Annotated in this window: 40 protein-coding genes; 38 read left to right on the top strand and 2 right to left on the bottom strand. The window is 68.1% G+C overall.

Features of this window, described 5'->3' with window-relative positions; genetic code table 11:
• Genes AB0M15_RS20460 through AB0M15_RS20445 form a run of 4 tightly spaced genes read left to right on the top strand, consistent with a single transcriptional unit; the run spans nucleotide 1 to nucleotide 4,398 of the window.
• Entirely contained in the window at nucleotides 1-1,308 is a 1,308-nt protein-coding gene (locus tag AB0M15_RS20460) for an extracellular solute-binding protein (RefSeq protein WP_363820958.1), read from the top strand.
• A 6-nt stretch (nucleotides 1,309-1,314) separates the two neighbouring features.
• The gene (locus AB0M15_RS20455; RefSeq protein ID WP_363820954.1) at nucleotides 1,315-2,259 is read left to right on the top strand and encodes a sugar ABC transporter permease; all 945 of its coding nucleotides are present in this window, start codon (nucleotides 1,315-1,317) and stop codon (nucleotides 2,257-2,259) included.
• Nucleotides 2,249-2,980 (top strand): carbohydrate ABC transporter permease, encoded by a 732-nt coding sequence (locus tag AB0M15_RS20450; protein WP_363820951.1) that lies wholly within the window; start codon nucleotides 2,249-2,251, stop codon nucleotides 2,978-2,980. The genes AB0M15_RS20455 and AB0M15_RS20450 overlap by 11 nt, the downstream gene beginning before the upstream one ends.
• Nucleotides 2,929-4,398, top strand: coding sequence for a recombinase family protein (locus tag AB0M15_RS20445; protein WP_363820947.1), 1,470 nt, complete (start codon nucleotides 2,929-2,931; stop codon nucleotides 4,396-4,398). Before AB0M15_RS20450 ends, AB0M15_RS20445 begins: the two co-directional genes overlap by 52 nt.
• A 52-nt stretch (nucleotides 4,399-4,450) precedes the next feature.
• On the opposite strand, the gene AB0M15_RS20440 is transcribed toward AB0M15_RS20445, so the two are convergent.
• Together AB0M15_RS20440 and AB0M15_RS20435 are read right to left on the bottom strand one after the other, a co-directional pair.
• Nucleotides 4,451-4,678 (bottom strand): hypothetical protein, encoded by a 228-nt coding sequence (locus tag AB0M15_RS20440; protein WP_363820944.1) that lies wholly within the window; start codon nucleotides 4,676-4,678, stop codon nucleotides 4,451-4,453.
• Between the two features lie 180 nt (nucleotides 4,679-4,858).
• A complete protein-coding gene (locus AB0M15_RS20435; RefSeq protein ID WP_363820941.1) occupies nucleotides 4,859-5,242 on the bottom strand; it encodes a helix-turn-helix domain-containing protein in 384 nt (127 codons plus the stop codon).
• A gap of 95 nt (nucleotides 5,243-5,337) precedes the next feature.
• Between AB0M15_RS20435 and AB0M15_RS20430 the strand changes: the two genes are divergently transcribed.
• The 34 genes from AB0M15_RS20430 to AB0M15_RS20265 all read left to right on the top strand — a co-directional run bounded on the left by AB0M15_RS20430 (nucleotide 5,338) and on the right by AB0M15_RS20265 (nucleotide 26,473).
• Nucleotides 5,338-5,571 (top strand): helix-turn-helix transcriptional regulator, encoded by a 234-nt coding sequence (locus AB0M15_RS20430; protein ID WP_363820938.1) that lies wholly within the window; start codon nucleotides 5,338-5,340, stop codon nucleotides 5,569-5,571.
• 279 nt (nucleotides 5,572-5,850) lie between these two features.
• Nucleotides 5,851-5,994, top strand: a complete 144-nt coding sequence (locus AB0M15_RS20425; RefSeq protein WP_363820935.1) for a hypothetical protein — start codon at nucleotides 5,851-5,853, stop codon at nucleotides 5,992-5,994.
• A gap of 163 nt (nucleotides 5,995-6,157) precedes the next feature.
• Nucleotides 6,158-6,997 (top strand): hypothetical protein, encoded by an 840-nt coding sequence (locus AB0M15_RS20420; protein WP_363820932.1) that lies wholly within the window; start codon nucleotides 6,158-6,160, stop codon nucleotides 6,995-6,997.
• Nucleotides 6,994-7,194, top strand: a complete 201-nt coding sequence (locus tag AB0M15_RS20415) for a hypothetical protein (RefSeq protein ID WP_363820929.1) — start codon at nucleotides 6,994-6,996, stop codon at nucleotides 7,192-7,194. The genes AB0M15_RS20420 and AB0M15_RS20415 overlap by 4 nt, the downstream gene beginning before the upstream one ends.
• A complete protein-coding gene (locus AB0M15_RS20410) occupies nucleotides 7,191-7,616 on the top strand; it encodes a hypothetical protein (protein ID WP_363820926.1) in 426 nt (141 codons plus the stop codon). The genes AB0M15_RS20415 and AB0M15_RS20410 overlap by 4 nt, the downstream gene beginning before the upstream one ends.
• 11 nt (nucleotides 7,617-7,627) lie before the next feature.
• Complete coding sequence (locus AB0M15_RS20405) at nucleotides 7,628-8,344, top strand: hypothetical protein (protein ID WP_363820924.1); 717 nt, start codon at nucleotides 7,628-7,630, stop codon at nucleotides 8,342-8,344.
• The gene (locus AB0M15_RS20400; protein WP_363820921.1) at nucleotides 8,341-8,937 is read left to right on the top strand and encodes a hypothetical protein; all 597 of its coding nucleotides are present in this window, start codon (nucleotides 8,341-8,343) and stop codon (nucleotides 8,935-8,937) included. The genes AB0M15_RS20405 and AB0M15_RS20400 overlap by 4 nt, the downstream gene beginning before the upstream one ends.
• A complete protein-coding gene (locus AB0M15_RS20395) occupies nucleotides 8,937-10,001 on the top strand; it encodes a hypothetical protein (protein ID WP_363820919.1) in 1,065 nt (354 codons plus the stop codon). The genes AB0M15_RS20400 and AB0M15_RS20395 overlap by 1 nt, the downstream gene beginning before the upstream one ends.
• Complete coding sequence (locus tag AB0M15_RS20390) at nucleotides 9,998-10,768, top strand: ParB/RepB/Spo0J family partition protein (RefSeq protein ID WP_363820917.1); 771 nt, start codon at nucleotides 9,998-10,000, stop codon at nucleotides 10,766-10,768. The genes AB0M15_RS20395 and AB0M15_RS20390 overlap by 4 nt, the downstream gene beginning before the upstream one ends.
• Entirely contained in the window at nucleotides 10,765-11,133 is a 369-nt protein-coding gene (locus AB0M15_RS20385; RefSeq protein WP_363820914.1) for a hypothetical protein, read from the top strand. The genes AB0M15_RS20390 and AB0M15_RS20385 overlap by 4 nt, the downstream gene beginning before the upstream one ends.
• Nucleotides 11,133-11,363: a hypothetical protein gene (locus tag AB0M15_RS20380; RefSeq protein WP_363820911.1), complete on the top strand. Its 231-nt coding sequence runs from the start codon at nucleotides 11,133-11,135 to the stop codon at nucleotides 11,361-11,363. The genes AB0M15_RS20385 and AB0M15_RS20380 overlap by 1 nt, the downstream gene beginning before the upstream one ends.
• Complete coding sequence (locus AB0M15_RS20375; protein ID WP_363820908.1) at nucleotides 11,363-11,581, top strand: hypothetical protein; 219 nt, start codon at nucleotides 11,363-11,365, stop codon at nucleotides 11,579-11,581. The genes AB0M15_RS20380 and AB0M15_RS20375 overlap by 1 nt, the downstream gene beginning before the upstream one ends.
• The gene (locus tag AB0M15_RS20370; RefSeq protein ID WP_363820905.1) at nucleotides 11,578-12,066 is read left to right on the top strand and encodes a hypothetical protein; all 489 of its coding nucleotides are present in this window, start codon (nucleotides 11,578-11,580) and stop codon (nucleotides 12,064-12,066) included. The genes AB0M15_RS20375 and AB0M15_RS20370 overlap by 4 nt, the downstream gene beginning before the upstream one ends.
• Nucleotides 12,063-12,407: an HNH endonuclease signature motif containing protein gene (locus tag AB0M15_RS20365; RefSeq protein WP_363820902.1), complete on the top strand. Its 345-nt coding sequence runs from the start codon at nucleotides 12,063-12,065 to the stop codon at nucleotides 12,405-12,407. Before AB0M15_RS20370 ends, AB0M15_RS20365 begins: the two co-directional genes overlap by 4 nt.
• Nucleotides 12,404-12,649 (top strand): hypothetical protein, encoded by a 246-nt coding sequence (locus AB0M15_RS20360; RefSeq protein ID WP_363820900.1) that lies wholly within the window; start codon nucleotides 12,404-12,406, stop codon nucleotides 12,647-12,649. The genes AB0M15_RS20365 and AB0M15_RS20360 overlap by 4 nt, the downstream gene beginning before the upstream one ends.
• A complete protein-coding gene (locus AB0M15_RS20355) occupies nucleotides 12,649-13,089 on the top strand; it encodes an NADAR family protein (protein WP_363822284.1) in 441 nt (146 codons plus the stop codon). The genes AB0M15_RS20360 and AB0M15_RS20355 overlap by 1 nt, the downstream gene beginning before the upstream one ends.
• Entirely contained in the window at nucleotides 13,086-13,925 is an 840-nt protein-coding gene (locus tag AB0M15_RS20350; protein WP_363820897.1) for a hypothetical protein, read from the top strand. Before AB0M15_RS20355 ends, AB0M15_RS20350 begins: the two co-directional genes overlap by 4 nt.
• Before the next feature lie 14 nt (nucleotides 13,926-13,939).
• Nucleotides 13,940-14,983 (top strand): hypothetical protein, encoded by a 1,044-nt coding sequence (locus AB0M15_RS20345; RefSeq protein ID WP_363820894.1) that lies wholly within the window; start codon nucleotides 13,940-13,942, stop codon nucleotides 14,981-14,983.
• Between the two features lie 88 nt (nucleotides 14,984-15,071).
• Entirely contained in the window at nucleotides 15,072-15,332 is a 261-nt protein-coding gene (locus AB0M15_RS20340; protein WP_363820891.1) for a hypothetical protein, read from the top strand.
• Nucleotides 15,332-17,152, top strand: a complete 1,821-nt coding sequence (locus AB0M15_RS20335; RefSeq protein ID WP_363820888.1) for a DEAD/DEAH box helicase — start codon at nucleotides 15,332-15,334, stop codon at nucleotides 17,150-17,152. The genes AB0M15_RS20340 and AB0M15_RS20335 overlap by 1 nt, the downstream gene beginning before the upstream one ends.
• A gap of 3 nt (nucleotides 17,153-17,155) precedes the next feature.
• Entirely contained in the window at nucleotides 17,156-17,749 is a 594-nt protein-coding gene (locus AB0M15_RS20330; RefSeq protein ID WP_363820885.1) for a hypothetical protein, read from the top strand.
• Entirely contained in the window at nucleotides 17,746-18,123 is a 378-nt protein-coding gene (locus AB0M15_RS20325; protein WP_363820883.1) for a hypothetical protein, read from the top strand. The genes AB0M15_RS20330 and AB0M15_RS20325 overlap by 4 nt, the downstream gene beginning before the upstream one ends.
• Nucleotides 18,123-18,737 carry a hypothetical protein gene (locus AB0M15_RS20320; RefSeq protein ID WP_363820880.1) on the top strand — a complete coding sequence of 205 codons (615 nt, stop codon included), beginning with the start codon at nucleotides 18,123-18,125 and terminating at the stop codon, nucleotides 18,735-18,737. Before AB0M15_RS20325 ends, AB0M15_RS20320 begins: the two co-directional genes overlap by 1 nt.
• A complete protein-coding gene (locus tag AB0M15_RS20315; RefSeq protein ID WP_363820878.1) occupies nucleotides 18,734-19,036 on the top strand; it encodes a hypothetical protein in 303 nt (100 codons plus the stop codon). Before AB0M15_RS20320 ends, AB0M15_RS20315 begins: the two co-directional genes overlap by 4 nt.
• Nucleotides 19,033-19,368 (top strand): DUF3310 domain-containing protein, encoded by a 336-nt coding sequence (locus AB0M15_RS20310; protein WP_363820876.1) that lies wholly within the window; start codon nucleotides 19,033-19,035, stop codon nucleotides 19,366-19,368. The genes AB0M15_RS20315 and AB0M15_RS20310 overlap by 4 nt, the downstream gene beginning before the upstream one ends.
• Nucleotides 19,365-19,859 carry a hypothetical protein gene (locus AB0M15_RS20305; RefSeq protein WP_363820873.1) on the top strand — a complete coding sequence of 165 codons (495 nt, stop codon included), beginning with the start codon at nucleotides 19,365-19,367 and terminating at the stop codon, nucleotides 19,857-19,859. Before AB0M15_RS20310 ends, AB0M15_RS20305 begins: the two co-directional genes overlap by 4 nt.
• The gene (locus AB0M15_RS20300; RefSeq protein WP_363820870.1) at nucleotides 19,859-19,996 is read left to right on the top strand and encodes a hypothetical protein; all 138 of its coding nucleotides are present in this window, start codon (nucleotides 19,859-19,861) and stop codon (nucleotides 19,994-19,996) included. Before AB0M15_RS20305 ends, AB0M15_RS20300 begins: the two co-directional genes overlap by 1 nt.
• Nucleotides 19,996-20,298, top strand: a complete 303-nt coding sequence (locus AB0M15_RS20295) for a hypothetical protein (protein WP_363820867.1) — start codon at nucleotides 19,996-19,998, stop codon at nucleotides 20,296-20,298. The genes AB0M15_RS20300 and AB0M15_RS20295 overlap by 1 nt, the downstream gene beginning before the upstream one ends.
• Nucleotides 20,295-20,459, top strand: a complete 165-nt coding sequence (locus AB0M15_RS20290; RefSeq protein WP_363820864.1) for a hypothetical protein — start codon at nucleotides 20,295-20,297, stop codon at nucleotides 20,457-20,459. Before AB0M15_RS20295 ends, AB0M15_RS20290 begins: the two co-directional genes overlap by 4 nt.
• Nucleotides 20,452-20,589, top strand: coding sequence for a hypothetical protein (locus tag AB0M15_RS20285; RefSeq protein WP_363820861.1), 138 nt, complete (start codon nucleotides 20,452-20,454; stop codon nucleotides 20,587-20,589). Before AB0M15_RS20290 ends, AB0M15_RS20285 begins: the two co-directional genes overlap by 8 nt.
• A 49-nt stretch (nucleotides 20,590-20,638) precedes the next feature.
• The gene (locus tag AB0M15_RS20280) at nucleotides 20,639-20,902 is read left to right on the top strand and encodes a hypothetical protein (protein WP_363820859.1); all 264 of its coding nucleotides are present in this window, start codon (nucleotides 20,639-20,641) and stop codon (nucleotides 20,900-20,902) included.
• Nucleotides 20,899-21,069 (top strand): hypothetical protein, encoded by a 171-nt coding sequence (locus tag AB0M15_RS20275; protein ID WP_363820857.1) that lies wholly within the window; start codon nucleotides 20,899-20,901, stop codon nucleotides 21,067-21,069. Before AB0M15_RS20280 ends, AB0M15_RS20275 begins: the two co-directional genes overlap by 4 nt.
• Nucleotides 21,069-25,817: a DNA polymerase gene (locus AB0M15_RS20270; RefSeq protein ID WP_363820855.1), complete on the top strand. Its 4,749-nt coding sequence runs from the start codon at nucleotides 21,069-21,071 to the stop codon at nucleotides 25,815-25,817. Before AB0M15_RS20275 ends, AB0M15_RS20270 begins: the two co-directional genes overlap by 1 nt.
• Nucleotides 25,814-26,473: a hypothetical protein gene (locus AB0M15_RS20265; RefSeq protein WP_363820852.1), complete on the top strand. Its 660-nt coding sequence runs from the start codon at nucleotides 25,814-25,816 to the stop codon at nucleotides 26,471-26,473. The genes AB0M15_RS20270 and AB0M15_RS20265 overlap by 4 nt, the downstream gene beginning before the upstream one ends.
• Nucleotides 26,474-26,642 lie beyond the last annotated feature (169 nt).

Here is a 26,642-nt window from a genome sequence, read left to right as displayed (position 1 = left end):
ATGTCCCCTGAGCTGTCCCGCCGCAGCTTCCTCAAGTACACAGGCGCCGCGGTGGCCGCATCCGGAGTACTCACAGCCTGTTCATCAACGCCCAAGAACGCGGCCACTTGGTCGATGTGGTCCAGCAGTCCGGCCGAACGCAAGGTCTGGGAAGACTTCAGCAAGTACGTCGAGCAGCAACTGAAGCTCGAATCGATCCCGACCCTCACGCCGTCCGGCCCCTATCCGACCAAGCTCGACCTCCAACTCGTCAGCGGCACCGCCAGCCTGGTGACCGCGCTGAACGGTACGCTCATCCCGACCTACGCCTCGCGCGGCGCCCACCAGCCGCTCGACGACCTGATCGCCGCCGACCCGGACTTCAAGACCGACGACTTCTACCCGCTGAGCCGGAAGATCTCGTCCTTCAACGGCAAGACCTACGCGATCGGCTTCGACGTCGCCCCGACGGTCATGTACTACAACAAGACGATCCTGACCAAGGCGGGAATCGAGCTGCCGTCGAAGACCGAGCCGATGACCTGGGAGACCTTCCGCGATCTCGCCAAGGAGCTGACGAAGCCACCGGATCAGTACGGCTTCACCTGCGCGCCGGCCATCGACGACCTGGTGTCGTGGATCTACTGCGCCGGCGGCAACGTCATGAACGACGACCAGTCGGTCAGCACGCTGAACAAGCCGGCGGCGATGCAGGCGATCCAGTTCGTCATCGACCTGTTCGTGAAGGACAAGGTGACACCGCCGATCAGCAACCTGGTGACCGAGAGCTCGCTGGCCAACTTCATGGAGGGCAACGTCGCCTTCATGCAGAACGGTCCGTGGCAGGTGGTCAACGTTCGCAAGGCGAAGTTCGACTGGGACGTCATCCCGTTCCCGGCCGGGCCGGTCGGCAGTACGCCGAGAGTGTCCGGCTCCTCCTTCGCTATCCCCTCCAGCGTCAAGGGCAAGGATCTCGAGCTGGCCTGGCGACTGCTCAAGACCCTGACCAGCACCGGGGCCCTGGACATCTATGCGAAGGCCGGCCGCAACAACCCGGCCCGTCTCTCAGCGGGCAGCGCGTTCAAGCCGCCGCCCGACAATCTCGGAGTCGTGCAGGAGATCCTGGCCGGCAAGGTGGCCGGTGGGCACGCGTTCGACGTGACGACCAACTGGAACCAGGTCAAGCAGTTACTCGGCCAGGACCTGCCGCGGACGTTCCTCGGCCAGGTGTCCGTACCTGACGCGATCAATGGTTTGACGCCGCGGCTCGACGTACTGATGAAGCAGCACCAGGACAACATCCGCCAAGCCGAAGCCCGGAAGAGGTGATCCCGGATGGCTGTCGACACCCTGCCCGCGCAAGCGGCGACGAGCGCCAAGTCTCCACCGACCGGACCGACGCCACGCTGGCGGAACAAGGAGACCCTGGCCGCCTGGCTGTTCATCCTGCCCAGCCTGATCGGCTTCCTGATCTTCACCGCCGGCCCGGTGGTCGCCGCCGGGGTGATCTCGCTGCTGAACTGGAACCTGTTCAGCAGTCCCACCTGGGCCGGCCTGAAGAACTTCACCCGGCTCGGACCTGACCCGACCTTCTGGTCGGCGCTCGGCAACACGGCGTACTTCACCTTGGTGAGCGTTCCGTTGACGATCCTGGTGAGCCTCGGACTGGCCTTGCTGCTCAACCAGGGACTGCGCCGGATCGCCGTCTTCCGCTCGCTGCTGCTGTTGCCGTACGCAACGATCACGGTGGCGGTCGCGTTCGTCTGGATCTGGCTCTACATCCCCCACGGTGGCCTGGTGAACACCGTGCTGGGATGGTTCGGCATCGACGGACCGGCCTGGCTGATCAGCGACAACTGGGCGATGCCCGCGCTGATCGCGATGAGTGTCTGGAAGAGCTTCGGGTTCGGCATGGTCGTCTTCCTGGCCGGCCTGCAGGCGATCCCTCAGCAGCTCTACGAGGCAGCGAAGGTCGACGGCAGCTCGGCCTGGCAGAGCTTCCGCAGCGTGACGCTGCCGATGCTGTCGCCGTCGCTGTTCTTCGTGATCGTGACCTCGATCATCGGCTCGTTCCAGGTCTTCGACCAGGCGCTCATCATGACGAACGGCGGGCCGGGGTCACGCACCACGACGCTCGTCATGTACATCTACCGGACCGGCTTCGAGAACTACGACCAGGGGTACGCCGCGGCACAGTCGCTGGTCCTGTTCGGGTTCATCGTCGTCATCACCGCGGCCCAGTTCGTGCTGCAGCGGAGGCTCGTCCACTATGACGACTAACGCCCTGGCACCGCTGCTGAAGAACCCGGTGGCCACGCGCAAGCTGGTCGTCTTCGCCTGCTATCTGGTTACCGCGCTGACGCTGGTACCGGTCGTGATGATGGTGCTGGTGGCGTTCCAGTCCGACGCGGAGTCGATGGCCGCGCAGCCGTCGTTCTGGCCGAGCAGTTGGCATCCGGAGAACCTGAAGCGGGCCTTCGAGCTGGTCCCGCTCGGCCGGTACCTGCTCAACACGATCATCTTCGCGGCCGGTACGACGCTGCTGGAGACCGTCACGGCCGCGCTGGCGGCGTACGCGTTCGCCCGGCTGAACTTCCCCGGCCGGAACTTGCTGTTCGGGATCTACCTGGCGACGCTGATGATCCCGTCGCAGGTGACGCTGATCCCCCAGTTCATCCTGGTCGCGAAGCTGCACGGCATCGACACCTGGCCGGGAATGATCCTGCCGCACGCGTTCACCGCGCTCGGCGTCTTCCTGTTGCGGCAGTTCTTCCTCGGTATCCCCCGCGACTACGAGGAGGCGGCTCGCCTGGACGGAGCCAATCGCTGGCAGGCGTTCACCCGGGTGATCGTGCCGCTGGCGGTGCCGGCGATCGCGACGCTCGCGGTGTTCAAGTTCATCGGCCAGTGGAACAACCTGCTTGTCAAGATATCACCTATACTCTTGCCATGCGCAGAGACACCGAGAAACCGAAGTACGCGTGTATCTATTGCCGTCTGAGCTACGCCCCGGACGGCTCGCTGGAGAAGGTCGAACGGCAAGAAGGCGACTGCCGTGACCTTGGTCAGAAGATCGACTGGGGAGTCTGCTGCGTGTACTCCGATAACAACAAGTCGGCGTGGCAGCGCAACCGAAAACGCGCTGAATGGGGCGCTATGCTCGACAGCCTGCAGCCCGGCAATGTCTGTCCGCGGGGCAACAAGCATGACGGGATCCTGATCTACCACGGTGATCGTCTGATCAGACAGCCGTGGGACCTCGAGCTGCTCCTGAAGGTCGCGGACGATCGGCATCTGCCGCTCGCCTCGCCGCAAGGCACCCGGGATCTGAACAGCGAGGACGATCGGTTCATCCTCCGGATCGAGGCCGCGCAAGCCTGCCGGGCCTCAGCCGATACCTCCCGCCGGGTGAAGCGCGATGCGCGAGCTCGCTCGGAGAAGGGTGGCGCCGGCACTGGGTCTAACCGGCCGTTCGGCTACGGCGTACCGACAGGGAATCTGGGCCGGACGGGGAAGCCGCTGTATGACATCGAGAAGCTGAACCGCAAGGAAGCAGCGATCGGGCGCGCGGCCATCAAGCGGTTCTTGGCCGGCCAGTCGCAGGGGGGCGTGATCGCCTGGCTGAACACGAAGTGCACGACGACAGCCGGCAACCCGTGGAAGGCCAACGCGTTCCGGGCCTGGCTGTCCGCCCCGCGAACCGCGGGTCTCGTCGAGTACGACGGCAAGCTGATGCCGGCGCGATGGAAGGGCCTGATGACGCCGGAGCAGCGGGAGGACGTGCTCGCTCTGCTCCAGGCGCAAAGCGACACATACGGCTACTCGGGACGGGAGCGGTTGTATCTGCTCACCGGGAAGGCCGCGGACTGCGGTGGTTGCGCAGGGCCCCTGTACACGAAGCCGGCGAACAAGACCGGCGACCGCCTGTACTACTGCAAGACCCCTCGTTGCCCCTCCCCTGTCGCGCGGAACGTCCGGCTGCTCGATGCGTATGTGGTGGGCCGCGTGCTGCGGCGGCTCAACGAGCCTGCCTTCCTGGCCGCCGTGCACGCCTCGCTGGACGAGCCGGGCCTCGGCGGCGAGATCGCGGCGCTTCAACGACGCAAGACGGCGGACACCGCAGTACTCCAGGATCTGGCCGATCATCCGGAAGTCGACACCGCATTGTTGGCGCTGGGGATCGCTAGCTATGACCGCAAGATCGCGCAGCTGCGTGCGCAGATGGCGGCGACATCTGCGCAGCGGCTCCTGGTCCGGATGGCAGGGATCACGCTCGAACAGTGGGACCTCGAGCCGATCGACGTCCGGGCTGAGACGGTGCGCTCGCTGTTCCAGGTCACCGTGCTGCCGGCAGGTCGCCGCGGTCCCGGCTTCGACCCTGCGTCAGTGCGGATGAAGCGGCGTCAGCTGGACGACTAGCAGCAGCCTTCAACACCCAGGCGGGGAGCGGAGCCCGCCCGGATGTTCAGGGCTACTCCCCCGCGTTACCCCTACCGTCAACCATCCGGCGGAGCAGCACGAGCTCCCGGGCGTTGCCGCCGGTGTCGTACCAGTCCCCCAGCCTGCGCTCGAGAATCAGCATGATTCCCGCCAGCGTCGACGCCACCCCTGCGGCGACGATCAGCAGGCTCGCGAGCCTTTCTTCATGTACAGCAACCACCGTTGCCGCGACCACCAGGATCACGGCTACAACGATCACCCCTTTGATCGTTCCAAACACTGCGGGTTCCCCCAGCTCAACTTGGGTATGGACAAAGATGCCATCCCGGTCGAGTAGGGGTTGCGGCCTGCACTCGGCCGGGGTGGTGCCCGTTACATCCTGTGACCCGCTATGCGCGTTACACGACACGCCAGATTTGCAGGAAGTAGCCACAATTGCCTACTTCAATGCGTCCAGTCGCTCGTTTAGTTGCCTTAGGCGTCGCTGAAGATGTGCGGTCAGTGACGCTCGGTTACTCTCGTACTTCGGGTTGAGATACTCGAGCTCGTCTTCGGTCTCGGCGATCAGCCGCCGGAGCTCATCCGCCGACACCTCCTCCGGTCCGTCGTCGCCGGCCTCTGTCCGCGCCCGCAACTGCTCGACGGTGAGGCCCAGGGCGACGGCCAGCCGGCGGAACTCCGCACGCCGCGGCCGGCTCCGGTCGTTCTCCCAGTTCTGAATGCTGGTTCTAGAAACCTGGGTCTTCGCAGCCAACTCGTCTTGGCTCATATCCCCCGCCTCACGCAGGGACCGCACCACAACTCCGAATGTCTCAGTCGCCATCGGAACCCAAGTTAGGCCCAAGTTTGGCCTTGCGTCAACCGCCGGGCTTGACTTGAGCTTGACTTGGGCTCAACTTGGGCTCTATGTTGGCTCACATGCAGCTCAATACCGAAGCGCTCAAGGCGCTCCGTCTGGCCGGGGGACACACCCAGGCCTCGCTCGCCGAGCGCACCGGTATCAGCGAGAACGCGTACCTGGCGATCGAGCAGGGCAAGGCCCACCCCCGCGTCTCGACGGTCAACAAACTGGCCGCCGCGCTCGGCCTGACCCTCGACGAGTTCCGGTCGCGCACCCAGACCGAACTTGTGCAGACGAAGGCGGCCAGCTGATGCCGCGGCTCGGCGGACAGACCCGCCGCAAGTCGCGGCAAAGCAACGGCGGTCACCGCATGCACCGCCGCAACCGGCTCGCCCGGCGGATCGCGCGTCTCGGCGCCGGCCGCAAGAGCGCCGGCTGGGGCCGATCCGGAGCGCACTGATGGCGCCGCGCAAGACCCACCCGACGAGCGGACGGCCTCAGCAGAAGCCGAAGGCACCGAAGGGCGGCAGCAAAGGCGGAAACACCGGCGGATCGACAGGCAAGAAGACGTGAAGGCATACCCCCTGCGCGTGTGCCGCACACCCGCCGAGGCCTTCACCGCCGGTTGGGACGACGGCGACGGCGACGCACCGCTCACCCAGCAGGAGATCGAGCGACTGACCGCCTTGCACGGGCCGTTCCTTCAACCACACACCGAGGCTTCGGCCTCCTGAACCCCGGGTCGGCGCCGGTCAACAAGCGTCAACACCCCCCGGGCGCCGAGCTCCCCCAGCTCCTGGCGCCGACCCGGTTCCAACAGCACAGACCACCAGACAAGCCGGAGCCCGGCTCCACCGACAAGCAGAAACCGGGCTCACGAACTACGAGGAGTATCCCATGGGACTGGACGTCTATCTCTACGAGCGCGCGGAGCAGGAGGCAAGCGACGCGCACAACACGGCGTGGGAGGCCTGGTACGCCAGGTTCGGGGAGCGGTCCGAGGACGACCCCGCTGTGGCGCAGAGCAAGCTCGAGCACGAGATGAGCATCCTCGGTCACGAGGCGGACTGCTCGGAGTGCGTGCACACTGCCATCCCCGCGGACGCCAGCTCGTCCGACGTACCGAGTGAGCGCTACCCCGGCCACCTGTGCAACCGCCGTTACCTGCGGTCGTCCTACAACGCCAGCGGCTTCAACCGCGCGGTACCGGACTTCCTCGCCGACTCCAACGCGACGTTCAACGGGATCTTCGAGCCTGTGCGGGGCACCTCGGACGATTACTCGATCGAGCTGACCGACGCGAGCATTCCCGGACTCGAACAAGCGAAGGACAAAGCACTGTCGGTCGCTTCGAGGCTCGCCACTTGCGATTCGCTGCGTGTGATGGACGCGACGGCAATGATCGGCTCTCCGGAGCATCTCTGGGGCGACCTGCCGACCGACGAGCAGGTGCTCGCGTGGTACCGCGAGGAAAAGGCCGGCAGCGCTGACCGTGCATGGCTCGCAGACGGCGGCTACTCCACCGCGAAGGGCGCGGTCCTCGGCTTCGACAAGGGCCAAGAAGTCTTCGCGATGACCCTGGGCAAGGACGTGCTCGGCCGCCCGTGCGCCATGGCGGTCTACCGCGGCGACGTCTCCTCATACATGGAGTCGGCCGAGATCGTCGCTGAGTTCTGCGACGAGGCCGTCATGCTCATCCGCCGCGACGGCGCCGTGTTCATGCACTGGAGTGGATGATGCGCACCCTGCTGAAGGCCGTACTCGGCGGGGGCCGGCACCGCGGACCGCGACAGCTGACACGGACCACGCCGACCGCCGAAGCCCAGCACGCTGGGGGTAACGACTGGTTCGCCACGTTCGAGTACGACCCGATCATCGACGACGAGATCCCGGTCGCCCGCCTGATGGGTCACGACTCCTGGCGGTACCTGTGACCGGCGACTGGCGGGCGGTCGCCGCCGCTGGGGTTGCCGCACTCGCTTGCGCCGGCGTTGGTGTGTACGTCGTCTCCCAGGACTCCCCCGCCGTGTCGGTCGGCAAGGCCCTGCGGCCGACGGCCCAGCCCGGCGTACCGGTGCCGCAGCGCTACGACGCGAAGCCCGTCGAGCAGTCGCCGCCGGTCGCGGACACAGTGCCTAACAACGGCACGTGGCTCATCGGCAAGGAGGTCAAGCGCGGCACCTATCACACCGCCGGCAGCTCGATCTGCCTGTGGACCCGCTTGCAGCGCCACCCGTCCGGCGGCTGGGTCATCGTCGATGGTGCATACCGCATGGGCCCGCAGACCGTTGTCCTCGGCAAGGACGATGACGCTTTCGCGACCCAGGGTTGCCCGACCTGGCAGCTGGTGCCGTGATGCCCGCCGAGATGCACAGGCCCATCGGCCGGCCCCCGCACCCGCAGTCCGACTGCACGTTCGCGTACTGCGGGCAGGTCTCCGCGGCGACCATCGCCGAAGCCGAGGACATGCACGCCGCCACGCCGTTCACAGCGCCGGAAGGCTCGACGTACGCAGCCACGATGGCGTGGATCGAGCGGGTCGTTGCCGACAGCACCCGGCTGCGCGCCACCAGGCACGAGTACTACACGCTCAACGGCCAGCTGTGGGTGCGAGTCGAGGGCGGCAACCACGAGGCGCACGCCTGGCACGTCGCGGTCGGCGGCTACGCGATGCCGTCGAACATCGACCGGCACGGCGTCCGCCGGCAGATGATCCTCGGCACCCGCGTGCACGTCGAGGTCGTTGACGACCCGCGCACCCGTGGAAAATCGCCGGCCGAGATGGCGACCGCCGAGTGGGTGGCGCACGTCGAACGTGATGAGCGCGGTGGCATTAACGCCGGCATCGCGCTCATCGTCGGCTGTGTCGGCCTGTTCCTGTTCGGCTTCACCCATCCCAGCCGCGTCCCCGACGGCCACTGGCTGCTCGGCATGTTGATCGTCGGCCTGGTCGTCATGGCGCTCGTCGCCTTCGGCCGTAGCTATCGCAGGACTGAGCGCGCGTCGGCCATCTACACCGAGAAGGTCGAGGGCCGGACCCAGCAGCACCAGGGTTCTGACCACCATCAGGACGGTGTCGCGTGACGACGCCGGAGCCCGTCCGCACGTCCCTGGTTGTCGACAAGGACGGCGACATCTGGCAGTACAACCTCGTCGACGGCCAGTGGGATTGCATGACCGAGTCCTCCTCGGGACCGTGGGAGCAGACGCTCGCCTTGCTCGGTCCGGTCACCGTCTACCCGCCGGCGTCCATCGACTGCCAGGCCACTGATCTGATCGGCCTGCGCGAGCGCATCGAGCGCCGCCTCACCGGCGTCCTGTCCACCCCCGACCGCGTGTCTGTGGTCGGGATACTCGGAGCGGAGTTCAACGAGCTCCTGCTCCTCCGGAACGGCAACGGGGCGGTGGTGCCCGGTGGAGGCGCCTCACCCTCTGCTGCGGCTGGCGGACCCGCCGCCCCGTTGCCCCGAACCTTCGAGCTCGTTCGTCTCGTCGACCACTCCGGTGTGTCCGGACCGGGGCTCGTTGCCTACGGCGTGCAGTTCCCCAGCGGCCGCGTTGCCCTGCACTGGCACAGCAACCGGCCCTCCACCGCCGCCTGGGACAGCGTCGACGACATGCTCGCCGTGCACGGCCACGGCGGCGACACGATCCTGCGCTGGCTGGGCGGTGCGTGATGGCCACCCGGTACCACGTTGGCTGCGATGCTTGCCCGTTCGTTGGCTCCTACGCGAGCGAGGCCAAGGCCGACTACGCGTTCAGCCGGCACTCGTGCGAGCGGTGGCTGCGGAGGGCCGCTGACGCCGAGCGGTACCGAGCCCGCAACGCCGCGATCGACCGGACGCCGAAGCCCTGTCTGCACAAGCAGGCGAACCACGAGCACGGCACCTACGCCTGCTACGTCCAAGACCTTTGCCGGTGCCTTCCGTGCGCCGCGTCCAACGCGAGCTACGAGGAAAACCGCACTCGCCAGCAGGCGTACGGCCGGTGGAACGGTCTGGTCGACGCCGGTCCTGCCCGCGCTCACATCCAGAGCCTGCTCAACCAAGGCATGGGGCTGAAGCGGATCATCGCCGTCACCGACCTGTCGTCGGGCATGCTCTGGAAGCTGATGTACGGCAAGCGCCGACCCGACGGCCGACAGGTCCCTGCGAAGCGCATCACACCCCGCAACGAGGAACGCATCCTCGCGATCCAACTCAACGTGGCCGACGGTGCCCGGGTCGACAACACCGGTACGGTCCGCCGGATCCAGGCACTGGTCGCGCTTGGCTGGTCCCAGTCGAACATCGCCCGCCGGCTCGGTATCAGCCGCGCCAACTTCACGCCGATCGCGCAAGGCCTTCGACCGGCCACGACCGGCGCCCACGACCGGGCAGTCCGCGGCTTGTACGCCGAGCTGTCGATGAAGAAGCCGCCGGAAACCACGCACCGCGAGAAGCTCGTCGCGTCACGTAGCCGCAACTACGCCAAGGCACACGGCTGGGTATCGCCGCTCGCCTGGGACGACGAGAGCATTGACGACCCCGCAGCCAAGCCGTACGCCGACACCGAGACGGACACGTCGTACGTCGACCAGGCGGCCGTTGAGCGCCGGATGTCCGGCGACAAGAGCGTCCGCCTGAACGCAGCCGAGCAGGCCGAACTGGTACGCAGGATGACCGCCGCCGGCACCAGCCGCAACGAGGTCGAACGTCGTACCGGGATCAACCCGCAGCGTGCGCTGAGGCAGGCATCGTGAAGCCTAAGCAGAGCATCCGGCACGTCGGCCTGAGCACGTTGAGGGCCCACGACAACAACCGCGACCTGTCGCACGAGCGCGTCGAAGAGATGGCCGACTCGATGCGTGAGCACGGGGTACTGCTGCCGCTCGTCGTCACCGAACACCCGACCGATCTCGACTGCTGGCTCATCCTCGACGGTCACCACCGCGCGGCCGCCGCCCGTATGGCCGGCCTGCCTACCGTGCCAGTCGTTGTCCGCCACGATCTCGACGACACCGACGAGCAACTGGTCGTGATGCTGGTGGCGAACTGCCAGCGCCAGGAGCTGAGCGCGATTGATCGCGCCGAGGTGCTCGGCCAGTTGCGCGACAGGCAGGGCCTGACGCTGGCCGAGGTCGCCCGCCGCACCGGGCTGTCCGCCGGGCGGATCAGCGAGTCGCTCGCGCTGCTCGACCTGGACCAGGAGACGCGTACCCGCGTACGTACAGGCGAGGTCGGCGTCGGCACCGCGACCAGGGCGGTACGCCAGGCCCGCAAGGTGCAGCGGACGGCACGGGCGTTCGGGCGGCCCCAGGCCAAACCGACCGATGCGGTCGCAGTCGAGGGGCCGCACTTCGGCAAACAGCACCCGCTCGCTGAGCGTGTCCAGAAGCTCTGTGTTCACACCGACGTACGTACCGGTCGTGTCCGGCCCACGGTAGGCGGCATTGCCTGCGGGCAGTGCTGGGAGCAGGTCATCCGCACCGACGAACTCAACCGAACGGCAACTGGAGAACGTAAATGACCGATCAGACTTTCGCTCCCAAGCCCGTCGTACAGCCGGTGACGCCTGTCGTCAACTACGAGCCCGGCAGTCGCCTGGAGCAGCTGCACGCCGAGTACGTCGAGGCGAAGGCCTTGGCCGCGTCCGCCAAGGAGCGCGCCGATGCCGCGACCGACGCGCTCAAGCTGGCGCTGACCGAAGCCGCACCGGGCGCCGGAACGATCCAGCTGGAGGGCACGGCCGGCCCGCGGCTGCACCTGGCCTACGTGGAGACGTGGCGCTTCGACAGCACCAGGTTCAAGGCCGACGACCCGGTCAAGTACGTGCAGTACGCCAAGAAGTCCGGCAGCTGGACGCTGCGCGTTGCCAAGGGCAAGGACGCCTGATGGCCAGCGCAAGACGGGTCAGCAGCGTCGGGTGTCTCCCGCGTGCGATCTGCATCTACGTCTACCCCGCCGACCACCACGTGCAGTCGTTCCGCGGGAAGGGTTGCACCTGGTCGAAGCCGTCCAGCGACAAGACGCGTGACGCCGCCAAGGCCCACACGGCCGAGACCGGGCACAACACGCTGGTGGTCGCCGAGACGATCGACGAGTACGAGCAGGCGGTGAGCTGATGCCGCACAAGCCTGGCGATCAGACCACCGAGGCGCTCTTCCGCCGGAGGACCCGGGTCGCCCACCGCGCCGGCCTCGGCTTGTTCGGTTCCGTTCTGGGGACGGTGCGGGACCTGCACGATCGGCCGCTGGTCGTCGTGCAGTGGGAGCACGGCATCACCAGCGCCTCCAAGCCCGCGTCGCTCGAGCGGCTGTCCGACGAGGTGGGGCCACGATGAGCATCCGCGAGCGCCTGCGCGGCGCCTCCATCAGCTCCGTGCTCCTGCACGGCATGCCGACCCTCGTTGGCGGTACCCGCGTCATCGACTCTCCCGGCCTGCCCGACGGCGTCGAGCCGCCATCCACCGCAGTACGGGTGCGTCCGGCGGCCTACCCGGAGACCCCGGAGTACGTCGACGCCCGCACCGAAGCCGCGGCCACCTGCCGCAACCTCGGCCTGGACATCACCAACGTGCACTGGGACACCGCGAGCATCGCGGACTACGTACGCCTGGCGTACGCGCAGGGATTCCGGGCGTGCGTCGCCAAGGTTGAGTCGCCCGACACGGCCGACGCCATTGCCGTGGCGATCGAGACCCCGGAGATCGTCATCAGTGCCCCCGGCGGGGCTTTCCGTACGACGCTGGTCCATCAGGTCGCGTCCGTGCAGCGCGCTGCCATCTACGGCGTGCCGAAAGAGCTGAAGGCCGAGGCCGGCCGATGACCGAACAGAAGCTAGCCACGCGGGGTACGTCCAACGGCAACGTCTCCGGCAGCTCCTATGACCGCCGGCGCCGCCGGGCGTGGCTGGTCGAGACCTACCGGGCCGACGTGGACCTATACGTCAACACCTACGGAGAGTTCACACCGACCGAGCCATCCAGCGTCAGCATCCACGCATGTCGGTGCTACCGCTGCGGTGAGCTACTCACGGTTGACACCGTCACAGTGGACCGGATCATCCCGGGCTGCAAGGGCGGCACGTACCGGCGTAACAACATCCGGCCGGCCTGCGGCTCCTGCAACAGCATCACCGGCAACCAGGTCCGCTGGGGGTCGAAGTGACCGTCATGTACCCGCTGCACGAGAAGATCCCGCCGGAGGAGGCGTTCCGGGTCGGCTACCGCACCCAGCTGGGCGGCGGCCAGCACTGGCCCGGCGGCCTGACCCTCGAGGAAGCCGAGAAGCGGCTCGCTGAGCGCCAGGCCGAGATCGCCGGGCGTAACGCCCCGTCGCCGACGTCCTGGTACATCGAGCGCGTCACCTTCTACCGGCTCACCGAGCTGGTCAGCGAGGTGCGGGCGTGATGGTCTCCGGCGAGCTCGAGTACCTCAGCAACTTCAGCAAGCACTACTGCACTCTTGACGGTCTGATCTACCTGACGGTTGAGAACGCCTTCCAGGCGGCCAAGGTCTCGAACCCGACCGAGAGGGCGATGCACGGGTTCACCCACTGCTCGCCGCGGGAGGCAAAGCGGATCGGTCGTTCGATCGAGCTCCGTCGCGATTGGGAGCAGATCAAGCTGCCGCTGATGCGTCAACTCCTGGCTTCCAAATTCTCCAGCAACCTTGGTCTAGCGGAGCGCCTTGTTGCCACCGGCAACCTGGATCTGGTCGAGACAAACACCTGGCATGACCAGATCTGGGGCAGCTGCGTCTGCGACCAACACATCGAGCTGCCAGGTCAGAACCTGCTCGGCGTCTCGTTGCAGTGGTTGCGGTACTACCTGGCGGGCTGTGGCGCGTGAGTACGCCCGCGGACTTCATGGCCGCCGCCCCCGCGCCGCTCAACGGCAGCTCGCCCTGGGCGAGCCGGTACGCCGGTGAACTGCGCCGCGTCTTCCTCGACCACGCGGCTCGCGCGCCGCGCACGCTGCAGCAGCATCTCGGCCCGTCCGAGCTCGGCGTCGAATGCGACCGCCAGGTCGCCGGGAAGTTCGCGGCGCTGCCCGCCACCAATCATGTCTCCGACCCGTGGCCGTCGATCGTCGGTACCGCCTGCCACGCCTGGGCGGCCGAGGCCTTCGACGCGGAAAACCTGCGGCGCGGCGTACTGCGGTGGGTCACCGAGCACCGTGTCACGCCGCACCCGGACCACCCCGGTACGGCGGACCTGTATGACGCGCACGAGAAGGCGGTTGTCGACCACAAGTTCCTCGGCGAGTCGAGCATGGCGAAGATCCGGAAGAACCCGCCGCGCAAGTACGTCGTGCAGCTGCTGCTGTACGGGCAGGGCTACCGCAACCTCGGACTGCCCGTGAACCGCGTCGCCCTCGCGGCGTACCCGCGCACGGCGGCGAGCCTCGACGGGCTCTACGTCTGGGAGAGGCAGTACACGCCCGCCGACGACGAGCTGCTCCAGGTCGTGTTCGACCAGACCGCACATCGCCGGCAGTACGCCGAGCAGATCGTTGCCGGGCGCATGGACCTCATGCAGGTGCCGGCCGCAGCGGACAGCGACGAATGTTTTTTCTGCCCGTTCTACCGCCCACAAGCAGCCCGGGACGGCCAGTACGGCTGCCCCGGGCCCGACAAGGCCGTACCAGCCGCTGTCGGAGCAACACCCACTTCCCCAACCAACTGACAAGGACCACCCGCATGACCGTTCCGTACCAGGGCTATCCCCCGCAGGCACCGCAGCAGCAGTACCAGCAGCCGCCCGCGCAGGGCTACCCGCAGACCTACCCGCCGCAGCAGGGTGGGTACCCCGCACCGCAGTACGCCCCTCAGTACCCGCCGCAGCAGGGCTACGCACCGCAGCCTCCGGCCGCTCCGCCGGTCCCGCTCGCACAGGGTTCGCTGGACGACTACTACAGCCAGCCCAGCACCGGGGGCGGCGGCGGGCTCAAGTTCACTGGCCCCAACAACCAGCCGCTGATCAACCAGTCCTACCTGATCCGGGTCACCCGACCTGTGAACAACGGGGACATCCAGCAGCAGACGGACAACCAGAACAAGCCGCTGTTCTTCAAGGACGGCCGGGCGAAGTTCGTCATGATCGTCCCGGTCGAGCTGCTGGAGCCGAACCCGAACCACCCCGAGGGCCTGGCCAAGTGGTACGTCAAGGGCGCTGCCCGCGATGACCTGGTCCGGGCCATGGCTGAGGCCGGCGCACCGGAAGGTCCGCCCGAGATGGGCGCGGTCATCCGCGTGACGCTTACCGGCACCCGGCCGAGTGGTCCGGGCATGAACCCGGCGCACGTCTTCGCCGTCCAGTACTGGCGGCCGGAGGGCACCCACGGATCTACGCCCGCGGCCGCACCCGCCGAGCAGCAGGCTCCTGCGCCCGCGGCTCAGCAGCAACTGCCTCCCGCCAACTACACGCAACCTCCTGCCCAGCAGCAGTACCAGCAGCCTGCACCGGCCCAGCAGTACCAGCAGGCGCCCCAGGGTTACGGGACCCAGCAGCCGGCCTACCAAGGTCAGCCGCAGGTGAACCCGAACCTGGGTCAGGCGCCCGGCCAGTACCAGCAGCCGGCCCCTCAGCAGGCAGCACCGCAGCAGGTCCCGGCACAGGCCGGACCGGGCGCCACTTCCCCGGCGCCCGGACAGCCGTTGCAGCCACCGGCCGACATGCCCGCCGACCAGCGGGAGCTCCTCGCCCGAATCACGGGTCAGCAGGTCGCGACGCAGGCCGGATAACCAATCTGCAGCACGTGACGGCCCGGCTGCCCCTCTCGGTGGCCGGGCCGCCACTCCGCACCATCCACCCCCAGCAAGGAGTTCACCCGTGAACCACGCAGTAACCCTGGGCGCCGATTACGTCGACCAGCACACCGGCTACAGCGGCCGCGCCGTGTCCGTGCACTACTACGAGCACGGGTGCGAGCGCATAGTCCTGGAGTCGTTCAAGGACGGCGAGATCAAGACCGAGACGTTCGACGCGCCGCGGCTGGTCAACGCCGCGACCAAGGACCCCGTCGTACCAGTCGAGCCGAAGACCGGCGGCGACCGCGACACCGTCGGCAAGCGATCGCTGCCGTCCCGCTGATGGTCCCCATCTACGGTGAGCTCGCTGCCGACGGCCGGGACATCGTCCTGGTCGCCGGTGGTGGGCCTGCGGAAGACGTCGCGTACGCGGCCAAACTGCTGCAGCAGCTCACCCCGCTGGTGTCGAAGTCCGACCCGCCGGGGGGCCTCACCCTGGCCGCGACCTGGCCGGCCGTCATCCAGCTGGCACACATCTTCGGCGACCGTTGGCGTCCCCAGCCCGCGCTGCAGGCCTGGGCCACGCAGCAGATGCTCGCGCGCACCACGCCGTACGCCAACCAGTACAAGCTGCCCGAAGGCCTTACGCCGTACCCGTGGCAGCTCGAGGGTGCCGCGATGATCGCGGCCACCGGAAAGGCGCTCATCACCGACGAGCCCGGCACCGGCAAGACCATCACCGCGATCCTCGGTCTCGTCGAGCGGCTGGCGCGCTACTTCAACAACGAGATCGACAACGCCCCCGAACCGATCCTCGTGGTCTGCCCGGCGTCCGTCGTGGACGCCTGGGTCGCCGCGTTCCGGCTGTGGGCACCGTTCTGGCGCACCGCCGCCTGGCGCGGAGCACCCCGGCAGCGCGAGGCCCTGATGGGCCAGGCCGACGTCTACGTGACGTCGTACGGAACCGCGCGGGTCGACGCCAAGGGCGGGAACCGTCCCGGTCCGCTCGAGCGGCTGAAGCCGCAGTCCGTCGTCATCGACGAGTGTCACCTGATCAAGAACCACGACGCCCAGCAATCGAAGGCGGTACGCCGTCTCGCCCGCAAGGCGACCTGTGTGGTCAACCTGTCCGGCACGCCGATCACGCACCACTCCGGCGACCTGTGGCCAGCACTCGAAGCGATGGAGCCGCTCGCCTGGCCCGCGAAAGGCCGGTACGCCGAGCGCTACCTGCTGACCGTGCCCGGCGACTACGACGAGACCGTACTGGGCTTGTCGCCGTACACCGAGCCGGAGTTCCGGCTGTGCCTGCTCGGCCAGACCCGCCGGGTAGCGAAGACCGACGTGCTGAAGCACCTGCCGCCGAAGGTGTACAGCGTCCGCACTGTCGAGCTGCCCACCGTGTGGCGCAAGGTCTACGACGACTTCGAAGAGAAGATGCTCGCCGAGCTGCCCGACGGCGAAGAGCTGTCAGTGATGAGCATGCTGTCCCAGCTCGCGCACCTGTCCGCGCTGGCGAGTGCCCCGGCCGACGTCGAGTACACCGAAGGCCCGGAGATCGACGAGTACGGCCAGCTGAAGCAGCACGTGCACCTCGAGCTCAAGGGGCCCAGCTGGAAGGTCGAGGCGCTGCTGGAGATCCTGGCCGAGCGGCCCGGTCAGCCGGTGCTGGCGTTCGCCCCGAGCAGACAGCTGATGATGCTGGCGGGCGCGGCCGCGGCGAAAGCAGGCCTGCGGGTCGGCCACATCGTCGGAGGCCAGACACCGAAGGCTCGCACCGCGGTCATCGACGCCTTCCAGGCCGGGCAGCTGGATCTGATCTGCGCCACCACCCAGGCCGGCGGTGTCGGCATCACGCTGACCGCCGCCAGCACCGTGGTGTTCCTGCAACGCCCCTGGTCGCTCGTCGACTCCATCCAGGCCGAGGACAGAGCCCACCGGATCGGCTCGGAGGTGCACGAGTCGATCGAGGTGATCGACGTCGTCGCGGCCAACACCGTCGACACGCGCATCCGCGCAGTACTGCGTGAGAAAGCCGGGCAGCTCGCCGAGCTCGTCCAGGACCCACGCATCGTCGCCGAGATCCTCGGCGGCTCCACCCCCGCCCAAGTCCGCGTCGCCAAGCAGGCGGCCGAGATCCTCGGGCTGCAGAAAGCGAGCTGAGTCATGCGCAAAACGTTCACGGCAACGTGCCGGCTAGTAGTGAGGAACGGCCAGCCATCCAACCGGGTGCTCTCGGACTGCGCCCCCCAGGGCGTGCCGTTCGAGACCACCGACCCCGCGCTGTTCGACACCCACATGCTCGAGGTGCACAACCGCAAACTCGGCCACGTCTGGGTCGACCACGACAGCCGGACGGGCGGCAAGTTCGCCGCTGCGACCCCGGGCTGGGTACGTGACGCCGCAAAGCCGTGGAAGTACCGCGCCGTCAAGAACTCGAAGACCTTCGAGCCCAAGCCGATGGAGCCCGGCGCGGATGTCACCTGGAAAGAGCTCGTCGAGACCGGCGCGGTGCGCGTCGAACCGAAGTGGTCGGATGAGCGCACAGGCCAGTTCGTTCCCGAACGCCGCTATCCCGTCACGGAATGGGTCGAGCGAACGGGCCAGGTGTGGTCGCTGGGCTACTGGCCCAAGTCGGTGTGGGTGGTGCCGTATCTGCCGTTCCGTGGCGAGCTGTCGGTGCTGCTGCAGGACAAGCACGGTCTGCGCGTCGTACAGACCGTCCCAGCCAAGAACTACAGAGCAGAAGCCGCAGCATGACCGCCCTCGACGAAGCGTGCTGCGCCTCGGTTCAGGATGGCTACGGCCATCACCCCGGGTGCCAGAACGCACCGCGTCCTGTACCGCAGACCGTCGACAACCTGCTAGCCGAGCTCGAGGCCACGTCGGAGCTGGCGCCCACCAGTCAGGACGACCTGCTCACGTTCCTCGACGAGCTGCTCGACAACGCGGCCCACAGCGATGAGTGCTACGTCAACCCGGACGACACCGTCTGTTTCTGCCTGATCGGCAAGGTGCGCGCCGCCCTGCCCAAGTGCGAGGTCAACCGGCAGTTGGCGTTCGGCCGAGCGTGGCGCTGCACCCGCACCGCTCACCCGTCCAGCCCGGACCGCCACGTGTTCGGGGAGGTCTGATGACAGCCGTCGAGTACGGATCCGGCGTGCTCGGGGCGCTCGGCGCACACACCACCACCGGTGACATGGCCACCGCGGACGTCGGCCTGTTCGGCGACTCGATCGCCCAGCGGGGCACGCCGGAGCTCACCAACTGGCTCGCTGGCCTCGGCAAGACACTTGCCACCGACAACCAGGGCGGATGCACCACCGAGAACGCCCTGGACCGCACGGCGAACTACCCGACGCTGCCGCAAGTCATCATCATGGCCACGGGCGCCAACGACATCTTCCAGCCGCCGCTGCTCACCGACCAGCTGTCCATGGCGCTGGCGCTGTTCGCCGGCCACGACCTGATGTGGGTTGACGTGCAGGTGTGCCGGCCCGGCACCGTCACCCGGCAGATCGCGGACCAGCGCAACACCGGCTACGTCAACGGCTTCATCCGCGACGCCATAACCCCGGACCGTGTAGCCGGCTGGTCGCGGACGTTCGCGAAGGCACCCGCCCGTCTCGGCATGTACCTGGAGACCGACGGCGTGCACCCCCGCGTCGGCCCGCAACCGCAGCCGTACGGGGACGGCACCGCGCACTGGCGCGCCATCGTCATGGGCGTGCTGGGAGGTCTGCTGTGACCGAAGACCCGGTAGGCGTCGCACTGCTGAAGAACGCCGACGAGCTGCGCGGCCACCTCGACACCCTCAACGACGCCGGCACCGACGACCGCTGCGTCGGAGTCGACTTCATGGGCGAGCCGTTCCTGGCCGCCCTGACCGGGCCGTACGCCGGTGGCGTCCGCGTCGTCTGCTGCGATCCCGAAGACATCGAGCGTGACCAGGTTGAGTACTGCGATGACTGCGGGCAGGCCACCAAGCGGTTTGACGAGACCACACTGCGCTACCCGGTGGTCGTCCTGACAGGGAGGCCAAGATGAGCCCCACCGATCCGAACGAGGCCGTCAATCACCCGGCGCACTACGGCGGCGACACCACGTACGAGGCGATCAAGGTCATCGAGGCCTGGGGCCTTGGCTTCACGCTCGGCAACGCCGTCAAGTACATCTGCCGGGCCGGTGCCAAGGGCAGGCGGATCGAGGATCTGCGCAAGGCCGCGTGGTACCTCCAGCACGAGATCGAGCGCCTGGAGGCCGGCCAGGTCGCGGCCTGCGACAACTGCGGCTGGGTCGGTGGCATCGCCAAGGTTGTCGACGGCAAGTGCCCGGCCAACTGCACGCTCCCGCTTCGGTACTGCGCAGGTGTGTCATGACTGCCGTACGCGTCATCGGCGTCGACCCCGGGCCCACCACCGGCATGGTGCTGCTGCGCTTCAACGACGGCCCGTTCGGGATCAGCCACGTCGTGCAGTGCAACCACGGCGTCGCGCCGGCCCTGTTCGAGGCGCTGCTCCGGATCGACCCGACGACGCCCACGATCGTCGGCATCGAGCGGTTCGTCATCGGGCGCAAGTCGATGCGTTCCGGCCGGCACGGCGAGGTCACCCGGGACCTGATCGGCAGCATGCGCGAGATCTGGGACGAGCACGACAGCACCAAGGACGGGCGGCTCGGCGGGCGCTGGTTCGTCCGGGCCGCCGTGCAGGTGAAGGCCTGGGCCACCGACGAACGCCTCGACGCGATCGGCCTGCTCGACAGCACGAAAGGTATGGGCCACGCGCGCGACGGAGCCCGGCACGCCCTGTTCGCCGCCGTTCACGACGGCAAGATCCCCGACCCACTGAGCAAGAGAGCGAGAACCTGATGGCCCGTTGCCGGCAGGAGGAGTGCCCGAACTGGTCGGGTGACGGCCGGGTGTGCCCATGCGCACTGTTCGACCTGGACACCGACGCGCCACACCCGCTCGACGACGACGACCTCGAGCTACCGGAGTCGTACTGATGACTGCCTACGAGCTCAGCGACCGCCTGGTCGACCACGTGATCCATCGGTTCGACAACCGCAACAGCACAGACCAGGAGAAAGAGCTGGTTCGCGCGCTGAAGAGCCAGCGGCCCATCCCTGTGCCCAACAAGGTCGGCGCGGTCGTCCGGACAGACGGCGGCGTACAGGGCTTCACGCTGTGGGTGCTCTGTCAGCTGCCCAGCGCGTGGACCAGCCCCGAAGACCCGACGAACGGGGTCTATGTGACCCCGCAGATCGGTGGCATCACCGAGGTCCTCGCGATCGGAGTAACCCTGTGATCCACCTGCTCGACAACGCGCTGCCCGGTCACACGGCCTGCTGCAAGGTGCCGCTGAACGAGCTCGATGCCGTCGGCGACGAGGCCGTGCCGGACAAGAAGGCCGGCCAGGTCAACTGCCCGCAGTACGGCTGGTCGGGAGCTCTGGAATCCGATGGCTAGGACGTTCGAGGCCCGCTACTGGGGCCGCTGCCACGAGTGCGGCGAAGGCATCGAGCCCGGCGAACAGGTCGCCTACGCCGACAACGAGCTGGTGCACGAGGACTGCCACCCGGACCTGCTGGACGAGTAGCCGCAGTACCCGCTTCACCCCACCACCCCTGCGAACAAGGGAGCCACCCGTGGCGACTCTGCAACACATCCCGTTCACCTTCGAGGCGCTGCGCGACACCGGCGTGCTGTGGCTGGTCAACCGCGCCGTGTTCCATCCACGTGGCGTCGCGTTGGCGCTGCATCTGGGCACCACCGGCGGCGTGATCGGCTGGTCCTTGGTCGCATCGCCGGACGGCAGCCCGTTCACGTTCGACGGAACCACGATCGACGAGGCGGCCCGCATGCAGGCTGTCGAGGAGCTGATCCGGGTCACCAAGGCGGGTGAGGCGTGATCGACCTGACCATCACCTCGAAGCGGATCAACCTCCGCTTGACCTGGGGGAAGCAGAAGCCCGCGGCTGTCGCCGAATCCACCCTCACGCCCGTCGGTACGTCGTACCCGCTGCAGATCCACCCGGTCGGCTTCGCCGCTCGCCGGTCCGTGAAGGCGGTGCGCTGATGACGGGCGTGTACGCCGAAGGCGTCGTCGGGTACGCGCAGGCCGGCTGGCCGTGCATCATCCCGGTACCGCCCCTCGACAAGTTCCCGCCGCCCGTCGGCTACACGGGCGCCGCCGGGCGCGACACCGACCCGCTGCAACTCGTCGAGTTCGCCACCACCCACGCCGGCTACTCGATCGCGCTGCGGATGCCGGACGGCGTCATCGGCATCGACGTCGACCACTACGACAAGGCGGTCGAGCAGCCCGACGGCAGCACCAAGACCGTGAGCAAACGCGGCGCCGACACCCTGGCCGCGTACGAGGCGAAGTGGGGCGCGCTGCCGCCCACCTGGTCCTCGACGGCCCGTGGCACCACGGAGGGCCCCGGGCCGAGCCGGATCCTGTTCTACCGCGTCCCGCCACAGCGCTACGGCACCAAGCTGGACGGCGACGTCGAGATCATCCAGCGCCACCACCGGTACGCCGTCGTCGCGCCGTCGACCAACACCCACGCCGGCGCGCAGTACCGCTGGTACGACCCGGCCGGCCTGGTCAGCGAGCAGCCCCCGAAGCCGATCGAGCTCCCGGAGCTCCCGGCCGGCTGGGTGACCGGGCTGCTCGAGAACGCCACAGACCAGGGGCCGGCTGCCTCGGACCCGATGGCCGGCCAGCATCTGCTGGACCAGCTGGTGGTCGACGACCGCGACGAGTGCGCCGAGATCACCAACGCCCGGCTGCTCGCCCTCGAGCTGGCCGGCCGCGCCGACGCCGGCAGCCGCCACGACACCATGACCGCGCGGATCCACCACCTGGTCCAGCTCGCCGCACACGGCCACACCGGCGTGGCCGCGGCGATCGCCGATCTGCACGCCCTGTGGCTCCACCAGACGGCCGGCGAGGACCGCGGCCCGGAGTTCGGCCAGATGCTGCGCACCAGCGCCCGCAAGGCGGTCACGCTCGTCGGCGCCAACCAGGTGCCCCGCGATCCGTGCGTGCTGGACCGCGGCTTCAGCGTGCCCCCGCCGATGCCGGTCGACAACCGGCCCGACGACCCCGACAACGAGGTCCTCACCGAGCCGATGCGCGCTCCGCGCTGGTGGAGCATCCGCGAGGTGATCGGCGCGGCCGCGTTCGACCCCAGCTCAGATCTCGACCAGACGCTCGGCCAGGCGGTGCTGGACCGCATGCTGCCGGAGCTCCGCTACGCCTACGACACGAGCAACTGGCTGCTGCGCCTCCCGGACCGCTGGGAGCTGCACGGCGACCTGTCCGGCTGGGCCGTCGCCGAGCTCGGCTGGCTGATGCCGCAAGGCGACGCCGACAAGGAAGCCTCCAACGAGGAGAAGTCACGAGCCAGCCGGCGCGCCCGCTTGCTCAGCCACAAGGGCGCCTCGGCGATCGCCTCGAAGATCAAGGTGCTCGTCGCCAGCGGCGCGCACCCGTCCGCGATCCGCCTGGGCGACCTGGACACCGAACCGGACGTCATGTGGGCCGGCGGGCTGCCGTACGACCTGCGCGCCAGCCACGAGGCCCCTCAGCTGGCCCGGATCGATCCGTCGACCCCGCATCTGCACACGACCGCCGTCGCTCCGGAGCGCCGCCCCACGCCGCTGTGGGACGCGTTCCTCGCCTCGGTCTGGCCCGACCCGGAGATCCGGGCGTGGGCGATGCGGGTGCTGTCCATCACGCTGACCGGGTACTCGGACCGGGCGCTGCCGATCCTGCTCGGCGAGAAAGGCCGCGGCAAGACCCAGGTCGTCAACCTCGTGATGAGCGTGCTTGGCAGCTACGCCCACGCCGCCAACCCGAAACTGCTGGGAGCCACCGACAGCCACGACACGATCATCTTCGACCTGCGCGGCCGCCGGCTGTCGTTCATCGACGAAGGGCCCCGGGAAGGCCGGCTCGGCCAGGAGCGGCTCAAGCAGCTCACCGGCGGCGGCGAGCTCACTGCCAACCAGATGCGCCAGGACGCCATCACCTTCCGGCCCACCCACACTCTCGTCCTGACCGCCAACGACGAGCCGATCCTCACCGACCCCGCGATCCGGGACCGCGTGCGGCTCATCCCCTGCGACGGGGACCCCGAGGCGGTGGGCGCGACCCGGGCCGCGATCGGTCACGTCAACAGCCGCGCCTGGCAGCAGGAGGCGCCCGGCGTACTGGCCCTGCTGATGGCCGAGGCCGCCGGCTGGCTGAGCGACCGGCACAGCGCCATGACCGCGGCCGCGCCGGAGAGCATCCGCTGGCTGGCCGAGACCGTGGGCGCCGAGCAGGACCCGATCCGTGTGTGGGTCGAGGACGAGATGGAACCGTGGGACACAGGCACCGGCTCGCGAGAGCTCTACCAGCTGTTCCGCGCGTCCTGCCAGCGCTCCGGCATGCGCGCCGATCTGACACCTTCGGAGACGAAGTGGGGCCGCGAGCTCACCCGTCTCGGCTACCCGAGCGTCCACACCAACCAGGGCAAGCGCCGGTCACTGCGTCCTCGGTCGATGTGGGCACCCAGCCCGCAACCCAGCCCTCAGCAGTCCGCAGTGACGGGTTATGACGGGTTGGTGACGGGTTCGCAGACCAACCCGTCACCGATAAACGCGCAGGTCAGGCCCACATTTCGTGCAGAAAGTGACGGGTTGACGGGTTCAACAGCCCTTTTAGCCCCTCACGCGCAGGCGCCCGCGCCCGCACACACGCACGTGAGCGACGAAGCAGAATCAACCCGTCAACCCGTCACCGAGGAGCCGAATAGCGGCTCTGACCTGCGGAAACACCCGGATCCGAACCCGTCACAGGGGGCCTCAACCCGTCAGGAGGCGCTTCCGGGCCTCGAACCGGCCGCCGCGAAGCCTTCGACGAAGGACGAGTTCACCCGCCTGGCGAAGGCCGCGGAACGCGCCCGGATCCTCGACGAGGCGGCCGGCGACTTGGTCGAGTTTCCCACGCTCGTGACTCGTGGCCCCGGTGGCACCGCCGGGGTCGTAGCGGTGGGCCTGGCTGACGCCGACCTGCTGCTCGACACCATCACGGCCACCGACGCGCCGCTCACCGTGGACATCGAGAACACCGGTTACCCGGTCGGACATCAGCACTACGGCCTACGCACCGTCCAGTTGGGCGACGAAGCGTTCAGCGTCAACTTCGACCCCACCGACCCCGAGCAAGACGCCTGTATCCGCAAGCATCTGGCGGCCGCCACCTGGCTGCACGCACACTCTTCGACCGCGGACGGCGTACCACTCACTGTGGCCGGCCTCGTGGACTGGGACTCGTTCTGGGACCGCATGCACGACACCGTCATTCCGGCCAAGCTCGCGGATCCACAACTCACCGGCTCTGACCCGGGGCTCAAGGAGATCTCGGCCGCCGTGCTGGGGACCGAAGCCGTCTCGACCGCCGCCCTCGAGGGACGCAAACGGCTCTTCACCGCCGGCAAATGGCTGATGGACACCGAGCCAACCACCCCGCTGGAACGGTCCGGCTGGGCGCAGGTGGACTCGCGCTGCACCACCATGCAGCGCTACGCCGGCGCCGACGTCCTCGACACCGCCGCGATCGCCCGGCGCCTCCCGCCGATCCCGGACAACATCCTGGCCCGGGAGCGGCTGGCCCAGCGCATGACGGCCCGGATCGCGCTCGACGGCCTTCCTCTGGACGCCGACCACGTCGACACCAAGCACGCCGAGCACACCCAGGCCAAGGGGGAGCTCAGCACCCAGCTACGCGACCACTACACGATCGACAACCCCGGCAGCGCCAAGCAGATCGTCGAAAAGCTCACCGAGATGGGCGTTGGCCTGCCCAAGACCAAGCCGAGCAAGAAGTACCCCGAGGGCCAGCCATCCGTGGCAGCAGGCGTCCTGGAGCAGATCAAGAACCAGCCAGGTCTGCGAACGGAGGCCTTCGAGCTCATCACAACCGTCCTGGACTACCGGCACCACGCCACCGCGCTCTCGCTGTTCCTGGAGACGTTCCACAACCTGGTGCACCGTGGAGACGGACGGATCCGTTCGACGATCTACACCCTCGGCACCGACACCGGTCGCATGTCATCCGTACGGTTCAACCTCCAGCAGCTCAGCCGCGTGGGCGGGATCCGCGCGTGCATCACCGCCGATCCCGGACACAAGCTCATCAGCGCCGACTTCAGCGGAGTCGAGTTCCGGGTGGCGGCCGCACTGTCACAGGACCCGAACCTGATTCGCATGCTGCTCGAAGGCGTGGACATGCACACGGTCGCCGCCCAGCAGGTCTATGGGCCTGAGGCCACGAAGGGCGATCGGTACAACGTTAAGCGGGGGAACTTCGGCTGGCTCTACGGCGGGCGCGCTCCGACGCTGGCCAAGCAGATGGGCGTCCCGATCCACGTGGCCCAGCAACTCATCGACACCCTCAACCACCTGCTGCCTGGCGTCACCGCCTGGTCCGAGGGGGTTAAAGCCGGCCTGGAGTTCGGCCACATAACCTACGAGGCGTACTCCGGCCGCGTCATTCACCTGCCCGTCAGCGCCCCTCACGCGGCGCCCAACTACGAGATCCAAGGCACGGCGCGCGAACTCCTGGTCGACGGCCAGATCCGCTGGGACTCCACACCGTGGGGCCGCAGCATCATGTTCCCCGTCCACGACGAGGTGGTGGCTATGGTCCCCGAGAATGAGGCAGATGACGCCACCGCAGCGCTCTCCGGCTGCATGGCCAGCGAGCTGTACGGCGTACCGATCGTTGCCGATCCCAGTACGCCGTCCTTCGCCTGGCAGGACGCGGCATGACCGGCCCGCGCAGGCTCGACCTGCACGACCTGGTCCGCGAGCTCTGCGAGGAGACGAAGCACTACGAGTTCTACATGCGCAAGCTCAAGGCCAAGCACCACGTCACCGTCAACCCACCACTGCTCGTCCAGCTGGCCGCTGCCTCGACACCGAAAGCAAGCGTCGAAGCCGGCACACTGCGGCCAGCCGGCAGCAAGCCATCGGCCGCGATCGAGGCGATCGACGCCCTGATGCGGATCGACCGTGACGCCGCCGCCTGGCTGCGCTCGCTTGGCGAGGACGACCCGGGCAACGTCATCCAGTGCGTGGTCAGTCTGGCCGCCCTGGCTCCGCAGAACCGCTGCGCCAGGTCCAAGCCGCAGCGTGACGAACACACCAAGTGGGTGACCTGCTGCAGATACCACCAGATCGAGGTCGATGTCCGCCGCTGGTGGAGCTGGGCACGAGTGGTCACCAGATGGGACCTGCCACCCTGGACACCTGACAACACCTGTCCGCTGTGCGGTACGAGAGGCAGCCTGCGGGTGCGGGTGGTGGATCGCCTTGCCGTCTGCGCCGAGGACGAGTGCCGCGAGACCTGGGACGAAACCACCATCGGCCTGCTGGCCGACCACATCCGAGCCGAGAACCACGAAGGCGAGGAGCAGGCATCGTGACGTCGATGTTTGACATGAGCCCAAATTGGGCCGCACACTAGCCCCGATAGCAGAGCTGTCTCTAGAGCCAGATCGCCCGAAGCCCCCAGGCCCCCCGACCTGGGGGCTTCGCTGTACCCCCCCACCCGGAGGTCGACGTGGCGAACACCCCCACGCCAGCACCCCTGGG

It is taken from the genome of Kribbella sp. NPDC051718 (assembly GCF_040681515.1).
Taxonomy (GTDB): domain Bacteria; phylum Actinomycetota; class Actinomycetes; order Propionibacteriales; family Kribbellaceae; genus Kribbella.
The sequence above is the reverse complement of the archived record's forward strand: the minus strand, read 5'-3'. Positions and strand labels throughout refer to the sequence as shown.